At 73.4% G+C, this 22345-nt stretch carries 21 protein-coding genes; 13 read left to right on the top strand and 8 right to left on the bottom strand.

All coding sequences use genetic code 11. The annotated features are described in order from the left end of the window. Positions 1-611: SRPBCC family protein (locus tag VM242_11590; protein HVM05806.1), on the top strand; the 611-nt coding region annotated here is incomplete at its 5' end. A 181-nt stretch (positions 612-792) separates the two neighbouring features. Here VM242_11590 and VM242_11585 read toward each other — a convergent pair. Next, positions 793-1458: a hypothetical protein gene (locus tag VM242_11585; GenBank protein HVM05805.1), complete on the bottom strand. Its 666-nt coding sequence runs from the start codon at positions 1456-1458 to the stop codon at positions 793-795. Between the two features lie 23 nt (positions 1459-1481). Between VM242_11585 and VM242_11580 the strand changes: the two genes are divergently transcribed. The 8 genes from VM242_11580 to VM242_11545 all read left to right on the top strand — a co-directional run bounded on the left by VM242_11580 (position 1482) and on the right by VM242_11545 (position 11616). Then, positions 1482-2063, top strand: coding sequence for an orotate phosphoribosyltransferase (locus tag VM242_11580; GenBank protein HVM05804.1), 582 nt, complete (start codon positions 1482-1484; stop codon positions 2061-2063). Between the two features lie 93 nt (positions 2064-2156). Further along, positions 2157-2837 (top strand): alpha-ketoglutarate-dependent dioxygenase AlkB, encoded by a 681-nt coding sequence (locus VM242_11575; GenBank protein ID HVM05803.1) that lies wholly within the window; start codon positions 2157-2159, stop codon positions 2835-2837. Between the two features lie 71 nt (positions 2838-2908). Continuing rightward, positions 2909-3355: an SRPBCC family protein gene (locus VM242_11570; protein HVM05802.1), complete on the top strand. Its 447-nt coding sequence runs from the start codon at positions 2909-2911 to the stop codon at positions 3353-3355. 361 nt (positions 3356-3716) lie between these two features. Then, positions 3717-6263, top strand: coding sequence for a nitrite reductase large subunit NirB (gene nirB / locus VM242_11565; protein HVM05801.1), 2547 nt, complete (start codon positions 3717-3719; stop codon positions 6261-6263). Then, a complete protein-coding gene (gene nirD, locus VM242_11560; protein HVM05800.1) occupies positions 6260-6619 on the top strand; it encodes a nitrite reductase small subunit NirD in 360 nt (119 codons plus the stop codon). The genes nirB and nirD overlap by 4 nt, the downstream gene beginning before the upstream one ends. A 64-nt stretch (positions 6620-6683) precedes the next feature. Continuing rightward, positions 6684-8234 (top strand): DmsC/YnfH family molybdoenzyme membrane anchor subunit, encoded by a 1551-nt coding sequence (locus VM242_11555; protein ID HVM05799.1) that lies wholly within the window; start codon positions 6684-6686, stop codon positions 8232-8234. Beyond that, a complete protein-coding gene (locus VM242_11550) occupies positions 8231-10375 on the top strand; it encodes a nitrate reductase (protein ID HVM05798.1) in 2145 nt (714 codons plus the stop codon). The genes VM242_11555 and VM242_11550 overlap by 4 nt, the downstream gene beginning before the upstream one ends. A 95-nt stretch (positions 10376-10470) precedes the next feature. Then, the gene (locus VM242_11545) at positions 10471-11616 is read left to right on the top strand and encodes a uroporphyrinogen-III synthase (protein ID HVM05797.1); all 1146 of its coding nucleotides are present in this window, start codon (positions 10471-10473) and stop codon (positions 11614-11616) included. Between the two features lie 237 nt (positions 11617-11853). On the opposite strand, the gene VM242_11540 is transcribed toward VM242_11545, so the two are convergent. Together VM242_11540 and VM242_11535 are read right to left on the bottom strand one after the other, a co-directional pair. Further along, positions 11854-12009: a hypothetical protein gene (locus tag VM242_11540; GenBank protein ID HVM05796.1), complete on the bottom strand. Its 156-nt coding sequence runs from the start codon at positions 12007-12009 to the stop codon at positions 11854-11856. Positions 12010-12181: 172 nt separating this feature from the next. Continuing rightward, positions 12182-13021 carry a hypothetical protein gene (locus VM242_11535; protein HVM05795.1) on the bottom strand — a complete coding sequence of 280 codons (840 nt, stop codon included), beginning with the start codon at positions 13019-13021 and terminating at the stop codon, positions 12182-12184. A gap of 65 nt (positions 13022-13086) precedes the next feature. Here VM242_11535 and VM242_11530 point away from each other — a divergent pair, with 65 nt between their 5' ends. After that, positions 13087-14682 carry an NAD(P)/FAD-dependent oxidoreductase gene (locus VM242_11530; protein ID HVM05794.1) on the top strand — a complete coding sequence of 532 codons (1596 nt, stop codon included), beginning with the start codon at positions 13087-13089 and terminating at the stop codon, positions 14680-14682. 9 nt (positions 14683-14691) lie between these two features. On the opposite strand, the gene msrB is transcribed toward VM242_11530, so the two are convergent. The 4 genes from msrB to VM242_11510 form a co-directional block, all read right to left on the bottom strand. After that, the gene (gene msrB / locus VM242_11525; protein ID HVM05793.1) at positions 14692-15102 is read right to left on the bottom strand and encodes a peptide-methionine (R)-S-oxide reductase MsrB; all 411 of its coding nucleotides are present in this window, start codon (positions 15100-15102) and stop codon (positions 14692-14694) included. A 31-nt stretch (positions 15103-15133) separates the two neighbouring features. Next, positions 15134-16741, bottom strand: a complete 1608-nt coding sequence (locus VM242_11520; protein HVM05792.1) for a GGDEF domain-containing protein — start codon at positions 16739-16741, stop codon at positions 15134-15136. Further along, entirely contained in the window at positions 16738-17388 is a 651-nt protein-coding gene (locus VM242_11515; protein HVM05791.1) for a hypothetical protein, read from the bottom strand. The genes VM242_11520 and VM242_11515 overlap by 4 nt, the downstream gene beginning before the upstream one ends. Before the next feature lie 404 nt (positions 17389-17792). After that, positions 17793-18677: a hypothetical protein gene (locus VM242_11510; GenBank protein ID HVM05790.1), complete on the bottom strand. Its 885-nt coding sequence runs from the start codon at positions 18675-18677 to the stop codon at positions 17793-17795. Positions 18678-18849: 172 nt separating this feature from the next. Between VM242_11510 and VM242_11505 the strand changes: the two genes are divergently transcribed. Further along, a complete protein-coding gene (locus VM242_11505) occupies positions 18850-19476 on the top strand; it encodes a helix-turn-helix domain-containing protein (protein HVM05789.1) in 627 nt (208 codons plus the stop codon). 574 nt (positions 19477-20050) lie between these two features. Here VM242_11505 and VM242_11500 read toward each other — a convergent pair. Further along, complete coding sequence (locus tag VM242_11500) at positions 20051-20224, bottom strand: hypothetical protein (protein HVM05788.1); 174 nt, start codon at positions 20222-20224, stop codon at positions 20051-20053. Between the two features lie 469 nt (positions 20225-20693). On the opposite strand from VM242_11500, the gene VM242_11495 reads away from it, so the two are divergent. Continuing rightward, complete coding sequence (locus VM242_11495; GenBank protein HVM05787.1) at positions 20694-21125, top strand: VOC family protein; 432 nt, start codon at positions 20694-20696, stop codon at positions 21123-21125. 103 nt (positions 21126-21228) lie between these two features. Further along, positions 21229-21684: a VOC family protein gene (locus tag VM242_11490; protein HVM05786.1), complete on the top strand. Its 456-nt coding sequence runs from the start codon at positions 21229-21231 to the stop codon at positions 21682-21684. Positions 21685-22345: the final 661 nt, after the last annotated feature.

The following is a 22345-nucleotide window of genomic DNA, read 5'->3' as shown; positions in this document are numbered from 1 at the left end:
GGCTCCACTCGCCCATCCGGGTGATGTCCGTGACCATCGACCACAGCACCGCCGGGTCGGCGCCCACCCGGACCCGGCGTGACCCCGCCGCGCCCGACGACGGAGGCGTAGCGTCCGGGAGCGTGGGGGGCGCCATGACGGGTGACGGGCGGACGGGCCAGGCCAGCGTGACGGTGGGCGCCGACCCGGCGGTGCTGTGGTCGATGGTCACGGACATCACCCGGATGGGCGAGTGGAGCCCGGAGAACGAGGGCGGCGAGTGGATCGACGGTGCCACCGGCGCCGTCGTGGGTGCCCGGTTCAAGGGCCGGAACCGGCGCGGGAGGTCGAAGTGGTCCACGACCTGTGAGGTGACCGAGGCCGAGCCGGGCCGCAGCTTCGCCTTCCGGACGCTCAGCTCCAAGACCGAGTGGCGGTACCGCTTCGAAGCCGTCGACGGCGGCACCCTCGTCATCGAATCGTTCGAGATGGACAAACCGCTCGGCCCGTTCTCCCGCTGGCTCACCAAGGTGACGACGGGCGTGACCGACCGGCGGGCCGACATGGAGGACGGGGTCAGGTCCACGCTGGCCCGGCTCAAGGCCGCCGCCGAGGCCGACCGCCGCCCCTGACGGCAGGCGCCCTGCGTCGGGGACCGACACCGGTTGCTGGCCGGGGCGCCCGACGACTCACCCGGGCCTCCTCGTCGCGACCGCCCCTGCACCCCGGCGACGGCCACGCCACGACCGCTACCACGGCGTCGGCGCCCGGCCCGGCCGACGACCGCCGCAGCATGCGTCTCCTCTGCCATCGTCAGCCGGGCTCGGAGCGGTCCTCGATCTCCCAGGCGTGGTCGACGGCGTGCCAGGCGAAGCGGCGGGCGGCGTAGCGGGGCAGCCACCCGTTGTCGACCAGCGGCTCGCCCTTCCGCGCCGAGCGCAACGCCTCCAGGACCTCGGCGCGCAGCGCCTCCACCGCTTCGGGCGCGGCGAGGGGGTCGTCGGCAGCCTTGTGGCGGACGCCGAGCTTGCGGGCGTAGCCGAACTCGGCCGACGCCACGTGGGCCACGATCCCGTCCCGGTCCCGCCCGCCGCCCCGTGGGCCCTTGCGCAGCTGGGCCGGCGCCGACCCGGCGACCGCCGCCAGCACGACCCACGACGCCTCGACGAGCGACGCCAGCCGCTCCGCCCGGGCGGCGGTGAGGGGCTCGGCGTCGGCGGACGCCGCCTCGCCCGGCGCCCCGAAGTCGGTGGTGGCCGACCCCTTCACCCGCTCGACCACGTCGAAGCTGCGGCCGGCCGTCGACGGGAAGCGCACGCCGGCGGCGGCCGCCACGGCCGAGTACCGGCCGGCGTAGGCGCCCAGGGCCTCCAGGGCCGCCTCCTCCGTCCGGTCGGCGCGGCACCACCCGGGCCAGTCCAGCGAGCAGGCGAACACCTTCTTCGCACCGACCTCCAGGTAGACGGGCGTCGGCGCCATCCGTGCAAGCATGGCGCAGCGAGATGACGGGAGCACCCATGGCCAGCCTGCGGGACCAGGTCGTCGAGATCGTGCGGGCCCGGGGGCTGCTGCGCCTGGAGGAGCCGATCGTGCTGCGGTCGGGCCAGCTCAGCCGGGACTTCGTGGACGGCAAGGCCGCCCTGTCGCGCGGCGCCGACCTGGAGGTCGCCTGCCGGGCGTTCCTGGAGGCGGTCGACGGCATCGAGTTCGACGCCGTGGGCGGGCTCACCATGGGCGCAGACCACCTGGCCCACGGCATCGCCCTGCTGTCGGGAGCCGAGTGGTTCGTGGTTCGCAAGGAGCCCAAGGGCCGCGGCACCGACCGGCTGGTGGAGGGTGCCCGGGTCGGGGCCGGGACGCGGGTCCTCCTGGTGGACGACGCCGTCACCACCGGCGGGTCGGTCCAGAAGGCCCACGACGCCATCGTCGCCCTCGGCGCCACCGTCGTCGGAGCGGCCACCCTGGTCGACCGGGGGGAAGTCGCGGCCGCCTACTTCACAGCCAAGGGCATCCCCTACCTGGCCCTCGTCACCTACCGCGACCTCGGCATCGAGCCGGTCGGCGGAGGCCTCGTCCCGGCGTAGCCGCGCCCGTCCCGTTCTCTGGACGCAGAACGCCGCTATCCGGCGGATCGCGTCCGGAGAACGGTCGCATCGCCGGTAGATTGGGTGGTCCCCATGGGACCCCGCCAGTCGCCGCAGCTCGCGTTCCAGCCCTCGCTGCTCGACGCCGGGCCCGACGCCGGCGTCGACGTCGACGAGTCGTTCGAGGGCCTGGCCCGAGTGCAGCTCGACCCCACGTCGTGGGTCGACCACCAGCCCGGATGGGTGGCGAGCTCGGACCGGCTGTTCGCCGACCTGGTCGCCTCGAAGGCGTGGGACCAGCGCCGGCGGCACATGTACGGGCAGGTGGTGGAGGAGCCGCGCCTCACGTCGTGGTGGCGGGCCGAGTCGGGCCTTCCGCTCGACCCGCCCGTGCTGGAGCGCATGCGCGCCGTCCTGTCGGCCCGCTACGGCGTCGATCTGGACTCCATGGGCCTCAACCTCTACCGGGACGGCCGGGACAGCGTGGCGTGGCACGGGGACCACATCGCCCGGGAGATCGCCGAGCCGGTGGTCGCCATCGTCTCCGTCGGCCAGCCCCGGGCCTTCCTGCTGCGCCCCGCACCGCACAACCGCGACGGGCCGGCGGGAGGGCGCCGGACGCTCACCTTCCACCTCGGCCGAGGCGACCTCCTGGTGACGGGGGGCGCCTGCCAGCGCCGCTGGCAGCACACCGTCCCCAAGGTAGCGCAGGCCGGCCCCCGCATCAGCATCACCTTCCGCCACGGCCTGGATTCCCGGGCCTATCCCGCATAGCGGCTCGCACCGGCGGGTAGGAACCCGAGTCCACCCGAACGTCCCACCCGACACCAACGGAGGTGCACCCGATGGGTACCGTGCGCAAGTCGATCACCGTCGATCTTCCCGTGACCACCGTCTACAACCAGTGGACGCAGTTCGAGGACTTCCCCGAGTTCATGGAGGGCGTGGAGTCCGTCACCCAGCTGGACGACACCCGCCTCCACTGGGTCGCCGAGATCGGTGGCACCCGCCGCGAGTGGGACGCCCAGATCGTCGACCAGACCCCTGACACCCGCATCGCCTGGCAGGCCATCGGCGGCAAGACCAACGCCGGGGCGGTCAGCTTCCGCCAGGCCGGCCCCCAGCGGACCGAGATCGAGCTCCAGATCGACTACGAGACCGAGGGGCTCAAGGAGAAGGCCGGTGACGCCCTCGGGATCATCGACCGCCGGGTCGAGGGCGACCTCGAGCGGTTCAAGAAGTTCATCGAGTCGCGCGGCGCCGAGACCGGCGCCTGGCGGGGCAACGTCTGACCTCCGCCTGAACCGCCTCCGAACGCCCGAAGGCGCCCTGCGGGGCGCCTTCGGCGCGTCAGCGCCCGGCCCGGGCGAAGCCCGATTGTTACGAGTGGGTTCCAATCCCCGCACGCCGGGGGCGGGCGGCCGTCAGCGGTTCGTCGTGGTCCGTTGACACGGAGGCAACGGCCGGAACACAGCCGTGCGGTTGGCTGTGACCCATGGCCGTACGACGCGCACGTGCCCGCACCGGCTGCCCGCCGTGGCTCGCCCCCAGCCCCCCGCCGGCCTCCGCCGGTGCGGGCGCGCGTCGAGCCGTCGGCCCCGTCATCGCCGACGGGGTCGCCGGCGCGGCCATCCACCTGGCGGCGGTCACCTCGTGAAGGACCGCCGCACCCTGGTCGTGGCCGGCAACGGCATGGTCGGCCACAAGCTGCTCGAGCTGCTGGTCGAGCGGGGCGCCACCGCCGAGTGGGACATCGTCACCTTCTGCGAGGAGGCCCGCCCCGCCTACGACCGGGTCGGACTCAGCTCGTGGTTCAACGGCACCTCGGCCGACGACCTGTCCCTCGTCGCCCCCGGGTTCTTCGAGTCGGCCGGGCTGGAGGTCCACGTGGGCGACGCCGTCGCCTCCATCGACCGGGAGGCCGGCAAGGTCGTGTCCCGCCAGGGGACGGCCATCGCCTACGACGCCGTCGTGCTCGCCACCGGCTCGTACCCCTTCGTGCCGCCCGTTCCCGGAAAGGACCTGCCCGGATGCCACGTCTACCGGACCCTCGACGACCTCGAGGCGCTGAAGGCGGACGCCGCCGGGTGCCGGGTGGGCGCCGTGGTCGGCGGCGGGCTCCTCGGGCTGGAGGCGGCCAACGCCCTCCGCAGCCTCGGCCTGGAGACCCACGTCGTCGAGTTCGCGCCGCGGCTGATGCCGGTGCAGGTCGACGACGGGGGTGGCGCTGCCCTGCGCCGGCGCATCGAGGACCTGGGCGTGCACGTCCACACGGGGATGGCGACGACCGACATCGTGGCCGGCCCCGACGGCCGGGTGGCCGCCATGCGCTTCGCCGCCGAGGACGCCGACGACCTGGCCATCGACCTGGTGGTGTTCTCCGCCGGCATCCGCCCCCGTGACGAGCTCGCCCGGGCCGCCGGCCTCGAGGTGGGCGAGAGGGGCGGCGTGGTGGTGGACGAGGCGTGCCGCACGTCCGACCCCGCCATCTTCGCCATCGGCGAGTGCGCCATCGCCGCCGGCCGCATCTGGGGGCTGGTCGCCCCCGGCTACCAGATGGCCCGGGTGGTGGCCGACCGGCTGCTCGGGGGCGACACCGTGTTCGCGGGCGCCGACCTGTCCACCAAGCTCAAGCTGATGGGGATCGACGTCGCCAGCTTCGGCGACGCCTTCGCCGCCACCCCCGGCGCCGAGTCGATCGTGTTCTCCGACGCCGTCTCCAACGTCTACAAGCGCCTGGTGGTGGACTCCACGGGCACCCGGGTGCTGGGCGGGATCCTGGTGGGCGACGCCTCGATGTACCAGACGCTGGTGCAGATGGCGAGGGGCGACATGCCCACGCCCGAGCGTCCCGGCCAGCTGGTCCTGCCCGAGTCCACCGGGGCCGGCGCGGCGACGGTGGGCGTCGACGCCCTGGCCGACACCGCCACCGTGTGCTCGTGCAACAGCGTCTCCAAGGGCGCCATACGAGCGGTGGTGGCGGGAGGCGTGGCCGACGTCGCCGGCGTCAAGGCGTGCACGGCGGCCGGCACGGGGTGCGGCGGTTGCGTCCCCCTCGTCACCGAGCTGGTGAAGTGCGAGCTGCGCAAGAAGGGCGTCGAGGTCCGCAACCACCTGTGCGAGCACTTCGACCACAGCCGCCAGGAGCTGTTCGACATCGTGCGGGTCAACCGCTACACGTCGTTCTCCGAGGTGCTGGCCCACCACGGGCGGGGCCTGGGCTGCGAGATCTGCAAGCCGGCCGTCGCCTCCATGTTCGCCACCCTCGGCGTGAACGGCGGCTACATCCTCGAGCCCCGCCAGGCGCCCCTCCAGGACACCAACGACCACTTCCTGGCCAACATCCAGCGCGACGGCACCTACTCGGTGATCCCGCGCGTGCCGGGCGGCGAGATCACCCCCGACCAGCTGATCACCATCGGCGAGGTGGCCAGGGAGTTCGGCCTGTACTGCAAGATCACCGGCGGCCAGCGCATCGACCTGCTCGGCGCCCGGGTCGACCAGCTGCCCTCCATCTGGGCCCGCCTGATCGCCGCCGGCATGGAGTCGGGCCACGCCTACGGCAAGGCCCTGCGCACGGTGAAGTCGTGCGTCGGCAGCACGTGGTGCCGCTACGGCGTGCAGGACTCGACCGGCATGGCCATCGAGCTGGAGCTGCGCTACCGGGGCCTGCGGGCCCCCCACAAGATCAAGTCGGCGGTGTCGGGGTGCACCCGCGAGTGCGCCGAGGCCCAGAGCAAGGACTTCGGCGTCATCGCCACCGAGAAGGGCTGGAACCTCTACGTGTGCGGCAACGGCGGCATGCGCCCCCGCCACGCCGACCTGCTGGCCGCCGACCTCGACTCGGCGACGCTGGTCCGCTACATCGACCGCTTCTTGATGTTCTACATCCGCACGGCCGACCGCCTGGAGCGCACGTCGGTGTGGCTGGAGAAGCTGGAGGGCGGCATCGACCACCTGCGCGCCGTGGTGGTCGACGACGTGCTGGGCCTGGCCCAGGAGTTGGAGGCCGACATGGCCCGCCACGTGGAGAGCTACCGCTGCGAGTGGCGGGCCACCGTCGAGGACCCGGAGAGGATGCGGCGCTTCCGGACCTTCGTGAACTCCGACGAGCCCGATCCCAACGTCGTCTTCGTCGCCGAGCGGGGCCAGCGCCGGCCCGCCTTTCCCCACGAGAAGCAGGAGGTGGTGCTGTCATGACCGCAACCCTGGAGCCGACCTCCGTCGCGACCGGGGCGTGGGTGGGCGTCTGCCCGGCGACCGACCTGGTCGACGACCGGGGCGTGTGCGCCCTCGTCGGCGGCCGTCAGGTCGCCATCTTCCGCACGTCGCCCGGCGAGCTGTTCGCGGTGGACAACGCCGACCCGTTCAGCGGCGCCAACGTGATGTCGCGCGGCATCGTCGGCTCGCGCGGCGGCGTGCCCAAGGTGGCGTCGCCCATGTACAAGCAGAGCTTCGACCTGCGCACCGGGTTGTGCCTCGACGACCCGTCGGTGGCCCTGCCCGTCTACCTGGTGCGGGAGCGAGCAGGGCGGATCGAGGTCGCCGTCCCGTGACCGGCCCGGCAGGCCGGCCCGTCGGCGACGTCCGGGCGCACCGGCCCGGAGGGACGGCGCGCCGGTGACGATCCTGGAGGACCCGCCCGGCGTCGACCCCGTGGTCGACCGCCTGCGGCGCCTCACCGGCATCGGGCAGGACGGGCCCGAGCTGCTGCCGCTGGACGCCGGCGAGCAGTACCGGTTCGGCTTCGCCATGGACGCCTGCGTGGGCTGCCACTCGTGCGAGGTGGCCTGCGCCGAGCAGAACGCCACGCCGGTGGACGGCGCCTGGCGGAGGGTGGGGGAGCTGGAGGGCGGGGCCTTCCCGAAGACCCGCCGGCTCAACCTGTCGATGGCGTGCAACCACTGCCTGGAGCCGACCTGCCTGTCCGGCTGCCCGACCCAGGCCTACACCAAGCTCCACAACGGCGTGGTCCGCCACGACGCCGCCGAGTGCATCGGCTGCCAGTACTGCATCTGGAACTGCCCCTACGAGGTGCCGGTCTACGACAAGGCGACCAAGGTCGTGGCCAAGTGCGACCTGTGCCTGCCCCGCCTGGAGGCGGGCGAGAGCCCGGCGTGCGTGCTGGCCTGCCCCACCAGGGCCATCACCGTCGAACCGGTCAACGTCGCCGCCTGGCGGGCCGACCACGCCGGCGCCGACGCCCCCGGCCTGCCGCCGGCCGGCATCACGCTCTCCACCACCCGCATCGTGGTGCCGCCCGGCCTCCCGGAGCTGGCCGCGGCCACCGACCACTCGGTGGAGCCCGAGGACCCGCACTGGCCGCTCGTGGCCCTCACCCTCCTCACCCAGCTCTCGCTCGGGACGGTGGCCGCCACCGTGGCGGTCGAGGCGGCGGGAGGGGCTCCCGCCGGCCGGCTGGCCGGAGGCGCGGTGGGCGCCGCCCTGGCCGGCGCCGTGGCCCTCGCCGCGTCCCTGCTGCACCTGGGCCGCCCCGCCTCCGCCCTCAAGGCGCTCCGCAACCTGCGCACCTCGTGGCTGAGCCGGGAGGTCGCCCTGCTCTCGGCCTTCTCCGGCGCCTCGCTCGCCTACGCGGCCGCCTGGGAGTGGGGCGGCACCGGAGGCGGCACCCGGCTGGCCCTGGGCGGGGCCGCCGTCGCCCTGGGGGTCGCCGGCGTCTACGCCAGCGGCCGTCTGTACCTGGTCCCGGCCAGGCCGGTGTGGAACTCGCCGCGGACGATCGTGAGCTTCTTCGCCACCGCCGTCGCCACCGGCCCGCTGCTGGCCCTGCTGTGCCTCGACCGGGGCGGCCTGGGCCCGGGGCTGGTGGCCGGGCTGATGGTCGTGGCCGTCGCCGGCACCGCCGCCCAGCTGGGCGCCCTTCTCCACCTGCGCGACGAGGTGCGAGGACGCACCGACCGCCAGTACCGGGGCACCGCCGTCCTCCTCGGCCGGTTCCGCCAGCTGGTGGCCGCCCGCGTCGCCGCGTCGCTCACCACCCTCGCCCTGCTGGCGTGGACGGCCACCGTCCCGCTGGCGGGAGCGTCCGCCGGCGGCCGCCTGGCGACGGCCCTGGCCGTCGTCGCCCTGGGCGAGCTGGCCGGTCGCTACCTCTTCTACGTCACCGTCGTGCCCTTCCGGGTGGCCGGCAGCTTCTTCGCCGGACGATGACCCTCACCCGCCCGTACGCCGCCGACGAGCGGTTCGGCCCCCTCCACGAGACCCGCGCCGCCGACCGCTGGGTGCGCACGACGTGCGGGTACTGCGCCGTCGGGTGCGGCATGTACATCGGGGTGAAGGACGGCCGGGCGGTGGCCGTCCAGGGCGACCCCGACCACCCCGTCAACGCCGGGCGCCTGTGCCCCAAGGGCCTGTGCGAGCACCAGACGATCACCGCCGACGGGCGCCTCACCACGCCGCTGATGCGCCGCACCAAGGGGGGCCCGCAGGAGGCGGCCACCTGGGACGAGGCGATCGGGGCGACCGTCGTGGGGTTCCGCCGCCTGCTGGCCGAGCACGGGCCGGAGGCGGTCGCCGTCATCAGCACCGGCCAGCTGGTGACCGAGGAGTTCTACGCCCTGGGCAAGCTGGTGCGGGCCGGGCTGGGCCTGCGGCACTACGACGGCAACACCACGCTGTGCATGGCCAGCGCCGTCGCCGGCTACAAGCGCAGCTTCGGCAGCGACGGCCCTCCCGGGGCCTACGCCGACCTGGAGACGGCCGACTGCATCCTCCTGGTCGGCGCCAACATCGCCGACAACCACCCGCTGCTGGCGCCCCGCGTCCTGGAGAACCGTGACGCCACCGTGATCGTCGTCGATCCCCGCGTCACCAAGACGGCCATGGTCGCCGGCCTCCACCTGGCCGTGCGGCCCCGCAGCGACATCAGCCTGATCAACGGGATGATCAAGGTGATCATCGACGAGGGCCTGGTCGACCACGAGTACGTCGCCGCCCACACCGAGGGCTTCGAGGAGCTGGCCGCCCACGTCGCCGCCTTCGACCTCGACCGGGTGGCCGCCGACTGCGGCGTGCCGGCCGAGGACATCCGCACCGCCGCCCTCGCCTTCGGGCGGGCCGAGCGGGGGTTCGTGGCCTGGACCATGGGCGTGAACCACTCGGTGCAGGGCACCGAGACGGTCAACCTGCTGAACAACCTGTGCCTGATCACCGGCAACATCGGCCGCGCCGGCGCGGCCCCGTTCTCGATCACCGGCCAGTGCAACGCCATGGGGACCCGGGAGTCGGGTGCCACCTCCAGCCTGCCCGGCTACCGGCCGTGGGAGGACGAGTCGGCGAGAGCCGAGATCGCCGCCCTGTGGGGCGTCCCCCTCGACCGCCTCCCCACCGGGCGCGGCCGCGCCTACCCCGACATCGTCGACGGGGTCCTCGACGGGACGATCAAGGGCCTGTGGGTCATCGCCACCAACCCGGTGGTGTCGTTCCCCAACCGCCTGCGCCTGGAGCAGGCCCTGCGCAACCTCGACCTGTTCGTCGTCCAGGACGGCTTCGCCAACCCCACGGCCGATCTGGCCGACGTCGTGCTCCCCGCCGCCGTGTGGGGCGAGAAGGAGGGCACCTACACCAACGCCGAGCGGCGGGTGTCGAGGGTGCGCAAGGCGGTGGAGCCGCCGGGCCTGGCCCGGTCGGACTTCGACATCTTCCTGGCCCTGGCCCAGGCGTTCGGCCTCGACCAGGAGATCTACGGCGGCTGGACGACGCCGGAGGACGCCTTCACCGAGTGGGCCCGGGTGTCGGCCGGGCGGCTGTGCGACTACAGCGGCATCACCTACGACCGCATCGACGCGGCGGGCGGCGTGCAGTGGCCGTGCCCGCCGGGGACGGAGGACGTGGCCGGCACGCCCCGGCTCTACGCCGACGGCCGGTTCGGCCTGCCCGGCGGCAGGGCCAAGCTGTGGTGCGTCACCCCCCAGCCGATCAGCGACGCACCCACCCGCCGCTACCCGTTCCTGCTCAACACCGGGCGCACCGTCGAGCACTGGCACACCCGCACCAAGACGGGCCGCATCGCGGTGCTGGAGCACCTCGCCCCCGAGGCGTGGGTGGAGGTCAACCCGGCCGACGCCGAGCGACTGGGCCTCAGGTCGGGCGACAAGGTGAGGCTGGCCTCCAGGCGGGGCGTGGTGGACGACCTGTTGGTCCGGGTCACCGCCATCATCCGGGAGGGCGAGGTGTTCGTCCCCTTCCACTACGACGAGCGTTGCGCCAACCGGCTCACCGTCGACGAGTTCGACCCCATCTCCCGGGAGCCGAACTACAAGCAGGCGGCCGTGCGGATCGAGCCGATGTGAGCCGCACCGGGCGTCAGGAACCGGTCAGAAGGAGTTCACCGGCGACCCCGCGCGCCGGAAACGACCCGGAAACGGGCTCGGCCCACCCTGGGCGGGTGGGACTGGGACCGCTGGAGGGCTACACGATCGGCATCACCGCCGACCGTCGCTGGGAGGACCAGGCCGAGCTCCTGCGCCGCCGCGGCGCCCGCGTGCAGCACGGCCCGAGCATCGCCACCCAGTACCTGGCCTGCGACGACGCCCTCCGGGAGGCGACCGCCTCGGTGGCGGCCCGGCCCCCCGACTACCTCGTCGCCACCACCGGCATCGGGATGCGGGCGTGGCTGGAGACGGCCCAGGCCTGGGGCATGGGCGGGCCCCTGCTGGACGCCCTCGGGCCGGCCCGGGTCGTGGCCCGGGGGCCCAAGTCGTCGGCCGCCGTGCAGGCCGCCGGGCTCACCGTGTGGGAGACGTCGCCCAACGAGCGCCTCGACCAGCTGCTGCCCCTGCTCCTCGACGAGCCGCTCCAGGGACGGCGGGTCGCCGTGCAGGAGGCGGGGGCGGAGGCGCACGACATCACCGACGCCCTGCGGGCGGCGGGCGCCGACGTGGTGGAGGTGCCCGTCTACCGGTGGCGCATGCCGGACGACACCGCCGCCGCCCTGCGCCTGGTCGAGGCGGCGTGCGACGGCCGGGTCGACGCCGTCACCTTCACCAGCGCCCCGGCCGTGCAGAACCTGTTCGCCATCGCCGCCGGCGCCGGCCGTGACGGCGCCCTGCGGCGGGCGTTCAACGCCTCGGTGGTGGCGACATGCGTGGGCGGCGTGTGCGCGGGCGCCGCCCGCGACGAGGGCGTCGGCGACCCCGTGGAGCCGGCGGTCGGTCGCCTCGGCCTCATGGTCCGGGCCCTCAGTGAGCGCCTCGAGCCGCGCCGGCGCTGCATCGTGCTCGCCGGCGTGGAGGTCGTCGTCCAGGGCTTCGCCGTCGACCTGGGCGACCGCGTGGCCGAGCTGCCCCCGCTCGAGCAGGCCGTGTTCGCGCTGCTGGCCGAGCGCCCCGGCGCCGTGGTCCCCCGCTCGCTGCTCCTCCAGCGCCTGTGGGGTTCCTCGGCCGCCGATCCCCACCTGCTGGAGGCGACGATCACCCGCCTGCGCCGGCGCCTGGGCCCGTGCGGCGCCGCCCTGCGGCCGAGCCCGGGACGGGGCTACCGCCTGGACGTGGCCATGCCCGCCGTCGCCTCGTCGGCGCCCGGGCGGAGCTGACCCGGCGCCTGCCCGCCGAGGGGACCGCACCTGCGTGCCCCGCCGGCCACGGGGGGCTGATCGGTCACTCGGGCCGGGGGCGGGCGCAGCGACGCGGCCGGAGCTGACCCGGCGCTCGCGTGTCCCGCCGGCCACCGGCGGCTGATCGGTCACTCGCCACCGGGGCGTCCACGCGAAGAGGCCGCCGCCCCGGAGGCGGCGGCCTTGCGGCCGGCGGTGGCTCCGCCGGCCCGCCGACTAGCTGGCCGCGCCCTCGAGCTCGGCCAGGCGCTTCTCGATCGACTGGCGCAGGGTGTTGAGCTCCGCGATCTCCTCGTCACGGCTCTTCGTGGCCTCGCCGCAGCACTCGCACCCACAGCCACAGGGCTCCTGGGCAGCGGTCAGCGTGGTCATCTCGCTGCACCCGCACGAGCATCCACCGTTCATCGACATGGGTTCACCTCCGTTGCAGCGGCACCCGGCCCTTCGCCGGGTCGACCACCGTCTCTCTACCCAGTAAAGACCCGGCCCTAAGGGCCAGGTCAACCGGCTCCCGGCCGGAAAGATCCCGGGACGGGGACGGCGGTCAGGCGAGGGCGGCCAGCGCCTCCCGGACGGCGGCCCGGCCCTCGTCCACGGTGAGGGCGGCCAGCTCGGGGAGGGGCCGCCCCAGCCCGCCCACCAGCTCGTCGGCCAGGTAGTACCCGACCCGCCACCGCTTCTCCACCAGCCCCGACCCGAAGAAGGTCTCGGCCGTGCCCTCGGCGTCCAGCTCGTCGCGGAAGCGGGCGAACAGCTCGGTGCGGTGCTCGCGGCACCATGGCAGCCAGTCCTCGAACCCCTCGTGGCCGAACCAGAAGTAGTCGTCGTCGGGCCGGCCGGGGACGACGGCCCGCGACACCTGGTTGGCCAGCCCCTCGGAGAACGCCATCCACGCCGCGTCGTCCTGGGGTGGACGGGTGCCGAGCACGGTCTCGTGCCACGCATGGGCGTCCTCGTGGGCGACGAGGACGCGGCTGCCCTCCTCCGACTGGAACCACTCGAGGCAGTGGAAGACGGCCACGTCGTCACCCAGCCGCCCGACGAGGACGTTGGCCGAGTAGGAGCCGATCATGAGGACGTGGAGCGGCTCGGGGCCGGGCGCCACGCCGAGGGCCTCGCGCACGGCCGCCTCGACCTCGGGGATCAGCCGCTGCAGGACCTCGCCACCCTCCTTGGCCCGGTCACGGACGAGGGTGAGCTCGCGCACCACGGCCGAGCGGCCCTCGGCCGACGCCCCGGCCCCGGCGTAGAACGCCTCGAACACCTCGGGATAGGCACTCTCGTACATCTCCTTCATCCGGGACTCGCGGATGACGGGCGTGTCCATGAAGGCCTTGCGCCCGTACTCCTGGAAGGTGTCGAGGGTGTCGAGGATCCGTGCCATTGGGGTGAAGCCTACGGCCCCGTCCCGCCCGGGCCGCCCGGGGCCGGCCGGCATAGCGTCGGCCGGTGGACGTGCAGGGCCGCCTGGGGGTGGTGGGATCGCCGGTGCCCGTCTCCGAGCTGGCCGCCCGCCGGTGGGACGCCGTGGTGGTCGGCGGCGGGCACAACGGGCTGACGTGCGCCGCTTACCTGGCCCGGGCGGGGCGGTCGGTGCTGGTGCTGGAGCGGCGAGAGCGCCTGGGCGGCGCCTGCACCCTCGAGCAGCCGTTCCCCGACCCGGCCTGGCTGGTGAGCCCGTGCGCCTACCTCGTGGGCCTCCTGCACCCGCTGGTGATCGACGAGCTGGACCTGCGCCGCCATGGCTACCGCGTGCATCCCGCCGACCCGCACCTGTGGTGCCCGTTCGACGACGGGACGTCGCTGACGGTGTGGAACGACCGGCGGCGCACGGCCCGGTCGGTGGCCGCCCTGTCGCCCCGCGACGTCGACGGGTTCCTCGCCTACGAGGACCTGTTCGCCCGCATCCGCGGCGCCCTGCGCGGCGGCGGGCGGGACACCTGGCTGGGCGACTCGCCCGGGCGCCACCACATCGAGGCCCTGCTCGGGGGTGACCGGGAGGCGGTGGAGGTGGTGTTCGAGGCGTCGATCGCCGACGTGGTCGAGCGCCATGTCAGCGACCGGCGGTTGCGGACCGCCCTGCACGGCCAGGGCGTCATCGGCAGCGCCGCCGGACCGCGCGACCGGGGCACGGCGGCCGTCCACCTCCTGCACAGCATGGGTTCGCTGGAGGGTGCGCCCGGAGTGTGGGGCTACGTCGAGGGCGGCACGGGGCGGGTCTCGTTCGCCCTGGCCCAGGCGGCGATCGAGGCGGGAGCCGTGGTGGCGGCGGGCGTGGAGGTCGGCGCGGTCGTCCCCGGCGAGGGGGTGCGCCTGGAGGGCGGCGAGCTGGTGCGGGCGGCGGCCGTGGTCTCCAACGCCGACCCCAAACGGACCCTCGCCCTGGTCGAGGGCGAGGTGCCGCCGGCGTGGCGGGCGCGGGTCGAGGCATGGCGCAGCGAGGGCGCCACCGTGAAGCTCAACTGCGCCCTCCGGCGCCTGCCCACGTTTCCGGCGGCGTCCACCGCAGACCAGCCGCACCGGGCCATGGTCACGATCAGCGGCGGCATCGACGACACCCAGGCGGCGAGCGAGGCGGCCCGCAGGGGCGAGCCGGCGCCCGCCTGGTGCGAGCTCTACTTCCACACCGCCTACGACCCGAGCATCGCCCCGCCCGGCCGCCACACCATGAGCGTGTTCGCCCAGTACGCGCCCTACCAGCTGGCCCAGGGGGACTGGGAGCGCCGCCGGGAGGAGATCGGCGACCTGGTGCTGGCGTCGGTCGCCCGCTTCGCCCCCGACGTGGTCGACGTCGTCGAGCACCGCCAGGTCCTCGGGCCGCCCGACATCGAGGCGCGGGTCGGCCTCACCGGCGGGCACATCTTCCAGGGCGAGTGCCTCCCCGATCAGATGTGGGAACGCCGCTTCGGCCCCCGCACGCCCGTCCCCGGCCTCTACCTGTGCGGCGCGGCCACCCACCCGGGCGGGAGCGTCATCGCCGCCAACGGCCGCAACGCGGCGGTGGCCGTGCTCGCCGACGGCGCCGGGGCGGCGGCGTCGTCGTGAGCGCCCGGGTCAGGAGCCCGGCGACGGGTCGGGGTCGAGATCGAGCGACACCGAGTTGATGCAGTAGCGCTGACCGGTGGGCCCCGGGCCGTCGTCGAAGACGTGGCCCAGGTGGCCGCCGCACGCCCGGCACACGACCTCGGTGCGCACCATGCCGTGGCTGCGGTCGGCGACGAGCTCGACGGCGTCGGCCACCGCCGGCTCGGTGAAGCTCGGCCACCCCGTGCCCGACTCGAACTTCGTGTCAGAGGAGAACAGGGCGGCCCCGCACGCCGCGCAGCGGTACATGCCGTCGTCCTTGGCGTGCACGTACTTGCCGGTGAAGGGCCGCTCGGTGCCCTTCAGGCGCAGCACCTGGAACTGCTCGGGCGACAGCTTCCGGCGCCACTCCTCGTCCGTCGTCGGCATGTCCGGGCTCATCGGCGTCCTCCTCGTCGGGGCACGAACCAGCCTACGAAGAGACCACCCGCAGCAGGGCGCGCGACCGCGGCCGCTCGGGACGCGTACGGAGGCGACGGAAGCGGACGCTGCGGTCCCGGCCCTGGCGCTTGGCCCGGTAGAGGGCGGCGTCGGCGGCGGCGACCAGGCCTGCGGCGTCACCGGCGTCGGCCGGGTAGGTGGCCACCCCGGCGCTCATGGTGACGGGGAAGGTGCCGGGCGACGCGGCGACGGCGGCGCGGACCCGTTCGGCCACCGCCAGCGCCTCGGGCGGCGTGCAGTCGGGCACCACGACGGCGAACTCCTCGCCTCCGTAGCGCGCGGCGACGTCGGTCCCCCGGCACGCCTCGGCGAGGACGGCGCCGATCCGGCGCAGCACCTCGTCGCCCGCCTGGTGGCCGTGGGTGTCGTTGACCGCCTTGAAGTGGTCGACGTCGAGGACGACCAGACCGCACGACGTCCCCCGCCGGGCGGCCACCGCCAGCTCCCGGGCCAGGGTCTCCTGGAACACCCGCCGGTTGGGCAGCCCGGTCAGGGCGTCGGTGCGGGCCAGGCGCTCGACCTCGGCCTGGAGGGCGGCGGTGCGCAGGGCGAGCGCGGCGTGGGCGGCGAGCTGGCCGAGCAGGGTGACCGTCCCCGCCGACACCCGCGTGCCCCGCCCGCCGCCCCACTCGACGGCCAGGCTGCCGAGGGTGCGCCCCTCCGCCACCAGGGGCACGACCACCACGTTGTCGGCGCCCGGCAGGGCGACGGCCAGGAGGGCGTGGTTCTCACCGACCAGCCGGCGGGCCAGGGTGGGCGTGGCGTCGACCGGTGCCTCGCCTCCCGGCGCCGGCCCGCACGCCACCTGCTCGAGAGTGCCGCCCACGGCGAGGACGAACGCCCGGGCGGTGCCGCCACCGTCGTCGTGCAGCACGAGCGCCGTCCGGCGCCCCACGAACGCGTCGGCCACCGCCGCGAGCAGGGCGTGCACCAGCTCGGTCGGGTGCCGCAGCGCGGCCATGCAGCCCGCCATCCCGGCCAGGATGCGAGCCTCCGTCTTGCCGCGGCGCAGCTGGCCCTCGTTCAACGACGAGAACCAGGCGCTGGCCACGGCCAGGAGCAGCAGGGCGACGGTCACGATCACGGCTGCCTGCTCGGCGCTGGTGCCCGGCCCCTCGTCCACCACCCCGGCGCCCTGGAGCCACGACATGGCGAACAGCAGGAGGGCGTGCCACAGGGCGGCCTTGAGCCCGGTGCGGAAGGACAGAAGGAGGGTCACGGCGACGACGTGGACCAGCACCAGGAACGCCAGGACGCTCCCCGGCCCGCCGGTGAGGGCCAGGACGGACGCCAGGTAGACGCCGTCGAAGAGGACGAGGCCGCCGAGAACGAGCGGGCCGTGTGGGCGCACCCGGCGGCGCACGAGCTCCGTCCCCCCGGTGACCACGGCGTAGACGGCTCCCAACCCCGCCAGGGCGGAGACGGCGTCCGCCCCGGACGGCCCGGGCAGGAGGGCGGGGATCCCCAGGGTCAGCGAGACCAGGAGGAATCGGAGCACCTGGAGGAGCAGCAGCCGGCGGCCGAGCGGCGCCAGGTCGGCGCCCGGGGCGTCGTGGGGGGCGGCGGCGCAGTCCCTCACGAGAACTCCAGCAGCTCGTCGTCGGCCGGCCCGACCGGCGTCATCCGGGGGTCGTCCCGGTCCAGGCGGTGCTGCACGAGCAGGAAGCAGGCGATGGCGACGGCCAGGCCGAGGGGGAACGAGAGCCGGCCGACCGTCTCGGCGGCGGCCTGCCGGAGGCGCACGCCGAGGGGCCCCACCTCGGTCGCCGCAGAGGCGACGGCGGCGGTGGCGGCAGTGGCGGCGGGCACGCCGGAGCCCGGCGGCCCAACCGAGCCCGGCCCGGACGTCCCCGGCAGCTCGCCGACGGGCGCCTGGCCCGTCGTCTCCCCGGGGATGGCCAGCGGGACGGTGGCGGCCACCGGGGCGGTGATCGGGGCTTCCACGCCGCCGCCGACGGCCAGGGGCGGGAGCGTCACCGACGGCACCGGGAGCGAGGGCACCTCGGCGATCGGAGTGGACAGCGCGGGCGTGGTGAGCCCGGGCGTGGACACCGGCGGCACGGTCACGGACGGCAGGGTCACGGCCGGAAGGGTCACCGGGGACAGCGTCTCGTCGGCCAGGTCGTGCGCGCCGGCGGCGATCGACGGCCACCCGGCGGCCGTGGCAGCCGCCAGCGCGGCGCCAGCAGCCAGCCTCCACCACCGTGCCCCCCGCCGTTCGGCCACGTTCCCTCCTTCCGTCCTCCCGAGCCCTATCGGCAGGTTTCCCCGCGACCTTTGGCCGGCGCCGGCGATCGCCCGTTCCCCCTGGTCAGCACAGGGACCGGCGTCACGGGCGACGTGCCTGGTGGGGGGTGGCGGAGATACCGCCCGGCCAGCCGGCCGACCAGATCACCGCGCAACTGGAGCTCCTCACTTGCCTCGCCAGGTTGGATCAGCAGCTGAACGCGCGAACTGCCCTCTGTGTGCCTTCCCCGTCGTTCGTGGTGAACGACGGGGACTGGGCGTGATGTCGTGGCCCGCCTGGGCGGGCACGTCGACGCTCCTGGGTGTTGCCGGCGGTCACTCGTCTAGCCGGCGCGAATCCGCCGGCGTTTTCCGGGTCAGCCTGGGGCCGCCCGAGTCTTGGCTCAGCGATCCACCACCACCACCTCGTACTGGCCGGCGGTGGGCGGGAACCCGGTGTCGAACTTGGCATTCACGACAGCCAGCCGGTTGCCGAACCTGGCCGCCGTGGAAGGCACCTGGAACAGCTCAGAGGTGATGACCTGCTCGACCACACCCGACGCGAGGTCAGCACTAAGGCGGACCCGGGAGACCTGGTTGCTGAAGTTCTGCACCGCCCACAGACGTCCGGCCTCGAACAGGATGCCGTCGACGTTGGGCACGCTGACCCCAGTGATGGTCTGGCTGGCGCCCGTGTCGGGATCGACGGTGTAGAGCGCCCCGTTGGCGGAGTGCGCCACGATCAGCGTCTTGCCGTTGGGCGCGGCCCGGATGCCATTGAGGTTGAACTGACCGCTGCTGTCGGCGGCTGGGCCGGTGAGGGTCAGGGTCTCTGCGGAAGATCCGGGGACCCCCTTCGAGGTGATGGGCACGAAATACAGCTGCGGCTGGAACGTGTCGGTGAACCACGCCCCGTCCTTCGTCAGCGTGACGTCGTTGATCAGAGACGTCCCCGCCGCCGCGAGCTGGTACGTGGCCAGAGTGGCGCCCGTGTCGAGGTCGTAGAAGTACGCCTGGCCGGTGAAGCCTCCGGTGACGATCAGGACGTGATGAGCCACGTCGACGATCATCCCGGTGGCCTGGCGGCCCGCCGGCGCATCGATGAAGGTCTCGGCGGTCCCCCGGCGCAGGTCCCCCCGGAAGATGTCGCCGGTGAAGAGGTCACCGGCGTAGAAGGTCGATCCCCGCCCGGCGGCGATCCCCTCCGCCGACGTGGCGCCCGGGAGCACGATGACGTCAGCCGTCGCCGCCCCGGCCAGCGGCGATGTGGCGGCGGACACAGCCGCCATCACGGCGAAGAGGCATGCCAGTCGCCGGCCCCTGCGGGAGCGAACCGACCCGTCCAGCGTCCGCCCTTCACTCCGTCGGATGCCTTCACCATTGGACACGATCCATCACCCCGCAGAGCCGGCAGAGTAGATCTGCAATCTAATAAGATAGATCCAGAGTATGATACCGATGATGACGTCTGTCAAGCGGCGCGGGTACCGGAGCGGCATCCGTCGAGGCGACGCCCCGGCACTGGTGTGCGAGGCGGCGTACCGGCTCTTCTCCACCAAGGGGTACCTGGCGACCTCGATCGAGGACATCGCTGCCGAGGCCGGCGTGGCCCGGCCGACCGTGTTCACCGCAGTGGGCCCCAAACCCGTCATCCTGCGTGCCGTCGTCGACCGCGCCCTCGCCGGTGACGACGCGCAGGTGCCCATCGCCGAGCGGGCCTGGTGGCGGGAGGCGATCGAGGAGCCCGACCCCGTCCGGTCCATCGAGCTGTACGCGCGGAACATGTGCCGCATCTCCGGGCGAGCGGGCCTCGTGCTGCGCGCGCTGGAGACCGCCGCGTCCGTCGACGCCGAGGCCGCCGACGTATGGGCGCGCTTCCAGCACCAGCGACGAGTCGGGCTGAACGAATTCGCGGTGGCGCTGGCGCAGAAGTCCGGCGTGCTTCGCTACGACGGGGACACGATCACCGACACGATGTGGATGCTCGCACCAGACGCGTATTTGCGCCTCGTACACGACGCGGGCTGGACCGTCGAACGGTTCCAGGCATGGCTGGCCGACCTCCTCCAGCGCCTGTTCCTCGAATGAAGCGTCCACGCCATGGTGGACGGCCCCGGTCACCCACGCACCGGCGCGGCCGAGCGGACTGCCGGGACCTCGTGGCGGTCGTGCCCGGCCCCGCGGCCTTGCCGCTCGGGACGCCGGAACCCGGCACTTCTGGATCGCACTCGCCTGCCGGTTCCCCGATGGGGCGGCGTTCTTCGTGCGGCAAGAATGGGCGGATATCGCCCGTTCTTGCCGCATGAAGGCCCGGGGCGGCGCGGCCCGGCTCGACGCGGGCGTGCTCGTTGAGGTCCTCGCGGGTCCGCGGGCGTCCACCGCGATCGACGGCAGCCCGTGGAAGAAGTCCCGCCGACGCGCTCTCGTTCAGGCCCGCAATGGGTTCGACCAGTGAGCCCGAGCAGCTCGGCGCTCGTGTACAGACGGCTCGGCCGTCCTCGCCCGCTCGGTGCACCCGTGCCGTGCTCCACGAGGACGCCGGCAGCGACGAGCTCGAAACCCTGCCCGCGTCCGTACGGGCTGAATTCCGCCCAGTACGCCGGCTCCACATCGGCGTCGCGACCGGCAAGGGCGGGACCGAGAGCAACGTCGAGGGACCGTTCTACGTCCCCGACGCCAGCTGTTGGAGCGGCCCTACGTGCTGCCCCAGCGCGAGGCCGAGCCGGGCGAGCGCCTCGTTCTCGAGCACCGTGCGCTCGACCGACGGCTCGGCCCTGGCCGGCGCGCTGATGGACGTGTGGCAGGCGAGCGCGGCGGGCGAGACTCGAACTACCACCCGACGGTCCCCGAGGGCAATCTCCGCGGGCGCCTCACGACCGACGCCGCCGGACGGTTCGAGTTCGAGACCATCGTGCCCCCGTCCTACGGGATCCCCGACGCCGGTGCCACCGCCCAGCTCCTGGAGGCCCTGGGGCGCCACGTCATCCGGCCCGGCCACATCCACTTCAAGGTCAGTCACCCCGCCTGCCGGTCGCTCACGACCAAGATCTACTTCGAGGGCGATCCCTACATCGACTCCGACGTTGTCGGAGCGATCAAAGTACTCCCTGGTCATCGGGCTCGTGCGCAAGGGCGAGGCCGACACGCGCTGCTCCTACGACTTCGTCCTCACCCCGAACGACAACGTCTGAGAGCCTGCCAGCGCTGACGAGCGGACCGGAATCTCCGTAGTCTCCACCACAGCGCCGCTCGGACATCGAAGGAGCGGTGTCAACCGACGCAGGGCGTCGTGTTCGAAGGCAACCATGACGCAGGACCACGGAAAGGGGAGGGGAAACATGCCGCAGCATCAAGGCTTCGGGCACCTGACACTCACGGTCACCGACCTCGAGCGGAGCGCCGACTTCTACAACCGGTTGTTGGGGTCGCAGACAGCGCTGGCGTCCGAGGACCACCTCGGACCGTTCATCGTCTGCATGGGGCCGGGTTTCATGGTTGGCCTCCGCAAATGGGCGCAGACGGCGAGCGATGACTCGTTCCTGTTCTCGCGGGTGGGTCTCGACCACATGGGCGTGCACGTCGAGAGCAGGGACGAGCTCGAGAAGTGGGTGGCTCACCTCAGGGAGAACGGCGTCGAAAGCTCGGGCATGGTCGAGAGTCCGTTCGGTCTGCACCTTCACGCCAAAGATCCCGACGGGATCGCGATCGAGTTCTTCGTGGCCGCTCAGCAGAGCTAGAGGACACCCTCGAACCGGCCACGCCGGGGGCTTGGGTCGCCCCCGGCTGAAGCCGGGCTACATGGCAGAGCGGCAGCAGTCCAGGCGAAAGGAGTTCGCGACCATGGAAGTGAAGTGGCTCGGGCATCTGGTGCTGTACGTACGCGACCTCGAGCGGTCCCGCCGGTTCTACGCCGACGTGTTGGGCTGGCGTGAGGTACGAGGGGACATGCCGGTCCGCTTCCCGGCGGCGGCCTTCTCGTCGGGCCGGACGCACCACGAACTCCTCCTGATCGAGGTCGGAGCCGACGCAGCGCCGATCCCGGCAGGCCGCCGGATCGGGATGTACCACTTCGGCCTCAAGGTGGGCGAGTCCGACGAGGAGCTCCGTGAAGCGCGGCAACGACTCACCGAGGCGGGCGTACGCGTGGTCGGTGCTTCCGATCACACCGTCACCCACAGCCTGTACATCGAGGATCCGGACGGCAACGAGATCGAGCTGTACATCGACGTGCAGCCCGAGATATGGCGCGACGATCCCGGTGCCGTCTTTGCGCCAGTCAAGCCGCTGCAGCTCTAGGCGCCCTCACCCGCCGCAGGTCCCAGCGGATCCGTTCGGAACAGGCATTCCGATTGTCCGACGCGAATCCGCAGAAATGCGTCTTCAGTGAGCGCCGGGCACTCGAAGGGTGGCCCGGAACGTCCGTCCCCTATCGGCAGAGGTGGCCTGTCCCATTGGTGCCGGTCAGGGACACCACAGGTCAGCGACACCGAATCACAGTGTGGTGGCGCGTCGAACGGCGACGGAGGGAGCGGGACGGAGCCACCTATCGCTCGGCCGCAGCGGGCGGAATGGTCCCCGACCACCGCCTACGCCACACCCCGGTGGGTCGTCGAACCGCCGACGAAGCGTCCTCAAATACTCATGGCTGTTGACTGCGCCGCCGCGTTCCCCCGAGTTCGTTCCCGCGTGTCCGACCCCTCCTACCTGGACATTCGCTCTTCGGCTCTTCTACAAGCACCTGGCGACGTGCGTGGTCTACCGATTGTTCCCCGGGGTTCCGATCAGCGAGACCCGCGTTGAAGGAGGAACAGATGAAGGGCACGTCAAGAAGCGAGGGGACCGCTACTACGCGGTGATCTACGGAGGTCGGGACGCCGTGACCGGCAAGGAACGCCGCAGCTGGCACCCGGCGGGCACGGACCGGGCCGAGGCCGAGCGCCTCGCCGCCAAGCTCGCG

This window comes from Acidimicrobiales bacterium (genome assembly GCA_035540975.1).
In the GTDB taxonomy this organism is placed as follows: Bacteria; Actinomycetota; Acidimicrobiia; order Acidimicrobiales.
Note: the sequence above shows the minus strand (reverse complement) of the source record. Positions and strands in the feature narration are given on the sequence as shown.